Below are 799 nucleotides of genomic sequence, written 5' to 3' on the forward strand. Positions count from 1 at the left end.
GAGGGGGCGCGCATGCGTCACACGCTTGACCGCGAGGGCGCGGAGTATAAAGTCGTCTACGGCACGCGCACGATGGTCGAGCGGATCAACAGCCAGGCCGAGGCGCTGGGCATTACCACGCCGAAGTTGCGGCGGGGCCGGGCGATTGTCAACCAGAACAGTCTGACCTATGTGCTGATCAACCTACGGGCGCTCCAGCGCATGCGTCACGCCGCCACGGAGGCGCGGCTGAGCGTCGCGTAATCGTCCGTGCGACCGAACGTTCCGACCTGGGGTAGCCGTTGGTGGGTGGTGGTGAACAGCCCCAGGCAGGGTCCAACGTCGCACGGGGTGACAGAGAAAACAAACACCCGTTCGACACCCTCGCGCAGCGCACGTCGCCCGCGCCATGACTCGCTGTGCCGCAAACCGGCCATCGGGCAAGCAGCCACGGGCAAACGGATCATTTGCCCCCCAGATGCGTACCAGATCGCGCAGACCAGGCCAGCGGTAGGCGCCGGTCATCGCGTTCCCGCGCCCATGCGTGCGCCACCGCCCCCCTAACACGCCACCGCCGCTCGTCGGCACGCGGCTGACGGGCGGCAGTGGGGGTAAATGAGAACAAAGGGACTATTTTTGGTGATTATGTTTAGTGCGCCCCTACTTCATCGCGGGGCAGTAGATCGAAGCGCCCCTTATAGAAAGGAGGTGAGACTATGGCGACGGGTTTCAAACCCCTTCATGAGACTGTTGCAAAATTATCCAAACTATTTTTAATCAGAAATAATCGCAACCGAAAGCAAAAAGAACATTCTTGACT

General features: G+C 61.1%; 1 protein-coding gene. It reads left to right on the top strand.

All coding sequences use genetic code 11. The features are described from left to right. On the top strand, nt 1-243 hold a 243-nt coding region (locus CJ255_RS22170), incomplete at its 5' end, for a hypothetical protein (protein ID WP_217352530.1). Nucleotides 244-799 lie beyond the last annotated feature (556 nt).

The sequence above is a fragment of the Candidatus Viridilinea mediisalina genome (assembly GCF_002532535.1).
Taxonomy (GTDB): domain Bacteria; phylum Chloroflexota; class Chloroflexia; order Chloroflexales; family Chloroflexaceae; genus Viridilinea; species Viridilinea mediisalina.